The sequence below is a fragment of the Achromobacter maghribensis genome (assembly GCF_057334215.1).
Genome location: NZ_JBHFII010000051.1, coordinates 18,088 through 24,875 on the forward strand (window position 1 = coordinate 18,088; position 6,788 = coordinate 24,875).

Consider the following 6,788-nt stretch of genomic DNA (forward strand, 5'->3'; position numbering starts at 1 on the left):
GCCGCGTGCCGATCGGGGCGCGGCAGCCCGGAGTCCGACATCGGGTCTGAAGGGAGCCGCACATGCTGGCATTCATTGTTAGACGGGTCGTAAACGCGGTTGGCGTGATGCTGGCGGTGGCGTTGCTGGCCTTCGTGATTTTCCGTTTTGTCGGCGACCCCGTCGACATGATGCTGAACGAGCAGGCGTCGCAGACGCAGCGCGATGAACTGCGCGAACGGCTGGGGCTGAACGCATCCGTGGGCATGCAGTTCGTCCACTTCGTGACCAATGCGGCGCAAGGCGAGTTCGGCATTTCGTACCGCAACCAGCAAGACGTGTTCGCGCTGGTGGCCGAACGCTTCCCCGCCACGTTTGAATTGGTGATGATGGCGACGCTGCTGTCGCTGGTCATTGGCGTGCCGCTGGGCGTCCTGACGGCCATCTACCGCAAGTCGCGCGTGGCGCAGGCCTTGCAGTTCGTGTCCATTCTGGGCATCTCGCTGCCCAGCTTCGTGGTGGGCATCATGTTGATCCTGATCTTCTCGGTACAGCTGGGCTGGCTGCCCGGTTTCGGCCGCGGCGATACGGTGAAGATCGGAGGATGGTCCACGGGCCTCTTGACGCCGTCGGGCCGCGCGGCGCTGGTGCTGCCGTCCATCACGCTGGCGCTGTTCCAGATCACGCTGATCATGCGGCTGGTGCGGGCCGAGATGCTGGAGACGCTGCGCACCGAATTCATCAAGTTCGCGCGGGCGCGCGGCCTGCCGGACAGGGTGGTGCATTTTCGGCTGGCGCTGCGCAACTGCCTGATGCCCGTCATTACCGTGACCGGCATGCAGATCGGCAACCTGATCGCGTTCGCGCTGATCACGGAAACGGTCTTCCAGTGGCCGGGCATGGGCCTGCTGTTTATCCAATCGGTCATGTTCGTGGACATTCCCGTCATGGCGGCCTATCTGGTGATCGTGTCCTTCATCTTCGTGGCGCTGAATACGCTCGTGGACATGATGTACGGCGTGGTCGATCCACGCCTGCGCAGTCAGCACGTCAAAGGAGGCGCCAATGCTCACTAAACCTTTTTCGGGCGGCGCGCAGAGCCGGCTGTCCCGCTTCCTGCAAAGTGATCTGTGGTGGAGCCTGCGGCACGACTACGTGGCGATGGGCGCGGGCGTCGTGCTGCTGGTGGTGGTCTTGCTGGCGCTGTTCGCGCCGTGGATCGCGCCGCAGAACCCCTATGACCTGGCGCAACTGGACCTGCTGAACGCCGAACTGCCGCCGTTCTGGGTGGAGGGCGCCGACCCGCAATTCCTGCTAGGCACGGACACGCAGGGCCGCGATGTGTGGTCGGCCATCCTGTATGGCTCGCGCATGTCTTTGGTGATCGGCCTGGCGACGGTGGTGCTGTCATTGGCGATCGGCCTGCTGGTGGGGCTGGCGGCGGGCTACTTCGGCGGCTGGATCGACAACGCGCTGATGCGGCTGGGCGACACGCTGCTCAGCATCCCGACGATTCTCGTGGCCATCCTGGTGACGGCCGTGTTCCGCCAATTGCTGCCGCCGGGGCTGCGCGAAACGCTGTCGTCCGTGATCCTGATCCTGGCGATCTCCATGACCAACTGGGTGCAGTACGCCCGCACGGTCCGGGCCTCGGCACTGGTGGAACGGGGCAAGGAATACGTGCAGGCGGCGCGGCTGATCCGGGTCAGCTCGTTGCGCATCATGCTGACCCACATCCTGCCCAATACGCTGACGCCGGTCATGGTGACGGCCACGCTGAACCTGGGGCTGGCCATCCTGATCGAGGCCACGCTGAGTTTCCTGGGCGTGGGCATGCCGCCCACCGAGCCGTCGCTGGGCACGCTGATCCGCCTGGGCAACCAGTTCCTGTTTTCGGGGCAATGGTGGGTCGTGGTTTTCCCCGCGCTGTATCTGAGCCTGATCGTGCTGGTGGTGAACCTGCTGGGCGATTGGCTGCGCGACGCTCTGAATCCCCGTTTGCGCTGAAGCGCATCGTTCAATAGAGGATAAGCATGGAAAATGCAACGCTGTATACCCACGTGCGTCCGGCGGGCGGCGAGCCGACGTCGGTACTGGTGCGCGACGGGCGCATCCACGCATGGGGGGGCGCGGCCCCCGCCGACGTGCCGGTCGTGGATGGCGGCGGCGCCCTGTTGCTGCCGGGGCTGATCGACGCCCACGCGCACCTGGACAAGACGATGTACGGCATGCCCTGGTACCGCAACGAGGTGGGGCCGCGGCTGATCGACAAGATCGAGAACGAGCGCGCCGAGAAGAAGCGCCTGGGCATCGACCCGTACCGCCAGTCGGCGCGGCAGATCGTGATGTCGATCGCGGACGGCACCAGCCATATTCGTAGCCATGTGGATGTGGACACTGACATTGGCCTGGCCGCGATCGAAGGCGTGATGCGTGCCCGCGAGCAATATCGCGACCAGATCGATGTGGAACTGGTGGCCTTCCCGCAAAGCGGGCTGTTGATCCGCCCGGGCACGCTGGAACTGATGGACGAGGCCCTGAGCATGGGCGCGGAAGTCGTGGGCGGGCTGGACCCCGCGGGCATGGACCGCGACCCCAAGGGGCATCTGGACGCCATCTTCGGGCTGGCCGACAAGCACGGCAAGCCGATCGACATCCATCTGCACGAAGCGGGCGAGCTGGGCGCGTTTTCGATGCAGATGACGATTGACCGCGTGTTGGCCCTGGGCATGCAGGGCAAAGTCACCCTATCGCACTCGTTTTGCCTGGGCATGACCGACACGCAGGCGGTGCAGGCGCTGACCGACGGGTTGCTGGAAGCGGGCGTCCACATCATGACGACGGGTTCCGCATCGCGTCCCGTGCCCAACGTGGCGCGCCTGCGCCAGGCGGGCGTCACCGTCTGTACCGGCAACGACGGCATGCGTGATACCTGGGGCCCCTATGGCAAGCCGGATATGCTGGAACGCACGATGCTGGTGGGCCTGCGCAATAACTTCCGGCGCGACGACGAACTGGCGCTGGCATTGGACGTGGCCACCTACGGCAATGCGCGGGTCATGAATCTGGCGGACTACGGGCTGGAACCCGGCTGCCAGGCGGACTTCGTGTTGGTGGATGCCGAAACGGTCGCAGAGGCGATCGTGTCGCGGCCGGTGCGCAAACTGGTGGTCAAACGTGGCCGCGTGGTCGCGCGCGACGGCCGCGCGCTGGTGGAGGCGCCGTGATGCGCGCCGCCGACGGCCCCATCTTGCTGACCGCGCGCTGGGTGGTCGGCCACGAGAACGGGCGCCACTGCCTGTACGAGAACGGCGAAGTTGTCTTCGAAGGCAATCGCATCGTGTATGTCGGCCACCGTTATCCGGGGCCGGTCGCGCGCCGCCACGACTACGGCCGCGCGGTGATCGGCCCGGGTTTCGTGGACCTGGATGCATTGTCCGACCTGGACACGACCATCCTGGGCTTCGACAATTCCCCCGCCTGGCGCAAGGGCCGCATTTGGCCGGATACCTATATGAAGCGGGGGCCGTACGAGATGTACACCCCCGCCGAATTGGCTTTCCAGAAGCGCTACGCGTTCGCGCAGCTGATTCGCAACGGGATCACCACGGCACTGCCCATCGCATCGCTGTTCTACCGCGTCTGGGGCGAAACGCGCGACGAGTTCCTGTCGGCGGCCAACGCGGCCGGCGAACTGGGGCTGCGCGTGTATCTGGGCCCGGCTTACCGTAGCGGCCATACGTATGTGGACGGCGAGGGCAAGATCCGCTGCCACTACGATGAGGCGCGTGGCATGGCGGGTCTGGCCGACGCGGTCGCATTCTGCGACGAGGTCGAAGGGCGCCACGACGGCCGCGTGCGTGCCATGCTGTCGCCCGATCGCATCGAGACGTGCACGCCCGGGTTGTTGCGTGCGTCGGCCGCCGCCGCGCGCGAGCGTGGCATCCCGATCCGGCTGCATTGCTGCCAGTCGCGCCTGGAATACGACCTGGTGCTGGAGCAGCACGGCATGAGCCCGCCGGAATGGCTGCAAAGCCTGGACTTCCTGTCCGAACGCGCGTTGCTGCCGCATGGCACCTACGTGTCGGGCTCGCGCCATATCGACCGGCCCGGGCACGATATCGAGATCATCCGCGACGCGGGCGCCAGCATCGTGCATTGCCCGCTGGTGTCGGGACGCCACGGCGCCACGCTGGAATCGTTCGCGCGCTACCGCAAGCTGGGCGTGAACATCGGCATGGGCACCGACACCTGGCCGCCCGACATGGTGTTGAACATGCAGATCGGGATGATGCTGTGCCGGGTGGCGGACGGCACGACCGAAGCCGTGCGCTCGGAGGACTATTACGACGCCGCCACCGTCGGCGGGGCGGATGCCCTGGGGCGGCCAGACCTGGGCCGGCTGGCGGTCGGCGCCAAGGCCGACATCGTGGTGTTCGATTTCTCGCACGACCGCAATGGCCAGATGATCGATCCGATCCAGACGCTGATGGTCAGCGGCAGCGGGCGCGACGTGTCGCAGGTGATCATCGACGGCCGCTTTGTGATGGTGGACGGCCATATCCCCGGCTTCGATGCGCGCCTGGCGCAAGAGCAGGCGCAAGCGCAGTTCGACGGCCTGGTCGCGCGCTACCCCGATCGCACCTGGGGCCATCCCCCGGCCGACCAGATTTTCTCTTCCAGCTATCCGCGTCCCGCAAGGAGCCCGTCATGATGGCCATCCTGTCCCGCCCGGCTACGCCCGAGGCCAACGCCACGCCCGCTGGCACGCCGACCCTGTCCGTGCGCGACCTGTCCGTGGAATTCCCGACGCGGCACGGCGTCCTGGTGGCCACGCGTGACATCAGTTTCGATATCCAGCCCGGTGAGGTCCTGGGCATGGTGGGTGAGTCAGGCGCGGGCAAATCACTGACCGGCATGGCGGTGATCGGCCTGCTGGAGCCGCCCGGCCGGCTGGGCAGCGGCGAGATCCATCTGGCGGGCAAGCGCATTGACAACTTGCCGCCGAAGGCGCGCCAGCGGCTGCGCGGCAAAGAGATCGGGGCGATTTTCCAGGACCCCTTGACCAGCCTGCATCCGCTGTTCACCGTCGGCGACCAGTTGATCGAGACCATTCGCCATCACGACAAGTCTTCCGCCGCCGCCGCGCGCGCCCGTGCGCTGGAACTGCTGCTGGCCGTGGGGATCCCCGCGGCCGACAAGCGCATCGATCACTATCCGCACCAGTTTTCCGGCGGCATGCGCCAGCGCGTGGTCATTGCGTTGGCCCTGGCGGCGCGGCCCGCGCTGATCATCGCTGACGAGCCCACGACGGCGCTGGACGTGTCCGTGCAGGCGCAGATCACCGCGTTGCTGCGCCGGTTGTGCCGGGAGCAAGGCACTTCGGTGCTGCTGGTGACCCACGACATGGGCGTGATCGCCGAGACCGCCGATCGCGTGGCGGTGATGTATGCGGGCCGCATCGTCGAGATCGGCCCGGTGCTGGACGTGTTGCGGCGTCCCGGCCATCCCTACACGCAGGGCCTGATGAATGCCATCCCCGGTCTGCGCCAGCGCGCCGAGCGCCTGAACCAGATCGACGGCGCCATGCCGCGGCTGCACGCGATGCCCGAGGGCTGTGCATTCCATCCCCGCTGCGCCATGGCAGGGCCGCGCTGCGCCCAAACACGCCCGCCGCTGGCTGCATCCCCGGCAGGCGCCACGGTCAGCGCCTGCTGGCTGCATCAAGGAGGCGTCGCTCATGCCGCGTAACGATGATCTGCTGTTGCGGGCCGACGACCTGGCCTGCTGGTTCGATGTGTCGCCGCCCTGGCTCGAGCGGACGCTGTCGCGGCAGCCCGAGCAAACGCTGAAGGCGGTGGACGGGGTGTCCCTGGCGGTGCCGCGGGGCACCACGCTAAGCATCGTCGGCGAATCCGGCTGCGGCAAGTCCACGTTGGCGAAATTGCTGGTGGGCCTGGTCGCCCCGACCCGTGGCAAGCTGCAATATGGACGCAACCGCAGTGGCGGCGTGCTGCACCCGCAAATGATCTTCCAGGATCCGTATGCCAGTCTGAATCCGCGCTGGCGCGTGGGCAACATCGTGGCGGAACCCATCATCACGCAGGGCTTGCGGGCCACGCCCGCCGATACGCGCCGCCGCGTCGACGAGCTGCTGGAACTGGTGGGCCTGTCCGCCAGCGACGCGGGCCGCTTTCCCCACGAGTTCTCGGGCGGCCAGCGGCAACGCATCTCCATCGCCCGCGCGTTGGCGACGGAAGCCGAATTCCTGGTCTGCGACGAGCCGACTTCCGCCCTGGACGTGTCGGTGCAGGCGCAGATCCTGAACCTGATGGGCGATCTGCAAAAGGAATTCGGCCTGACCTACGTGTTCATCAGCCACAACCTGTCGGTCGTGCGCCATGTGTCGGACAGTGTGGCGGTGATGTATCTGGGCAGAATCGTCGAACAGTCCGCGGCGGACGCGTTGTTCGATTCGCCCCAGCATCCGTATACGCGGATGCTGCTGGATACGATTCCGGATCTGGAAAACCCCAGGCGGGACCGAGAGCCGATGGGCGGCGAAGTCCCGAACCCGATCCAGCCGCCGACGGGGTGCACGTTCCATCCCAGGTGTCCGGATGCGCGCGACGAATGCCGGATCGATGTGCCGGAGGTGAGCGTCGTCGGCGGCCGGCAGGTACGGTGTCATGCGGTGAGGTGGGAGAGGAGGGCGGTGGCGGCTTAGTTGTTGTGCTGCGGGGGAGGGTGTTCTTTTGACGTCTGGCGCGTGGGTGGCTGGGGCGCGCGGGTCAACGATTGCGGTCCGG

The 6,788-nt window shown here is 66.7% G+C and carries 6 protein-coding genes; all 6 read left to right on the plus strand.

Annotation, left to right across the window (positions count from 1 at the left end):
• The first annotated feature begins 62 nt into the window (after window positions 1–62).
• The 6 genes from ACE039_RS22825 to ACE039_RS22850 are packed head-to-tail and all read left to right on the plus strand — an operon-like array spanning window position 63 to window position 6,706.
• The gene (locus ACE039_RS22825; protein WP_310032407.1) at window positions 63–1,055 is read left to right on the plus strand and encodes an ABC transporter permease; all 993 of its coding nucleotides are present in this window, start codon (window positions 63–65) and stop codon (window positions 1,053–1,055) included.
• Window positions 1,045–1,986, plus strand: a complete 942-nt coding sequence (locus ACE039_RS22830; RefSeq protein WP_485823405.1) for an ABC transporter permease — start codon at window positions 1,045–1,047, stop codon at window positions 1,984–1,986. Before ACE039_RS22825 ends, ACE039_RS22830 begins: the two co-directional genes overlap by 11 nt.
• Before the next feature lie 26 nt (window positions 1,987–2,012).
• Window positions 2,013–3,206 carry an amidohydrolase family protein gene (locus ACE039_RS22835; protein ID WP_485823406.1) on the plus strand — a complete coding sequence of 398 codons (1,194 nt, stop codon included), beginning with the start codon at window positions 2,013–2,015 and terminating at the stop codon, window positions 3,204–3,206.
• Window positions 3,206–4,693 carry an amidohydrolase family protein gene (locus ACE039_RS22840; RefSeq protein ID WP_485823407.1) on the plus strand — a complete coding sequence of 496 codons (1,488 nt, stop codon included), beginning with the start codon at window positions 3,206–3,208 and terminating at the stop codon, window positions 4,691–4,693. The genes ACE039_RS22835 and ACE039_RS22840 overlap by 1 nt, the downstream gene beginning before the upstream one ends.
• A complete protein-coding gene (locus ACE039_RS22845; protein ID WP_485823408.1) occupies window positions 4,690–5,730 on the plus strand; it encodes an ABC transporter ATP-binding protein in 1,041 nt (346 codons plus the stop codon). Before ACE039_RS22840 ends, ACE039_RS22845 begins: the two co-directional genes overlap by 4 nt.
• Entirely contained in the window at window positions 5,720–6,706 is a 987-nt protein-coding gene (locus ACE039_RS22850; RefSeq protein WP_485823409.1) for an ABC transporter ATP-binding protein, read from the plus strand. The genes ACE039_RS22845 and ACE039_RS22850 overlap by 11 nt, the downstream gene beginning before the upstream one ends.
• Window positions 6,707–6,788: the final 82 nt, after the last annotated feature.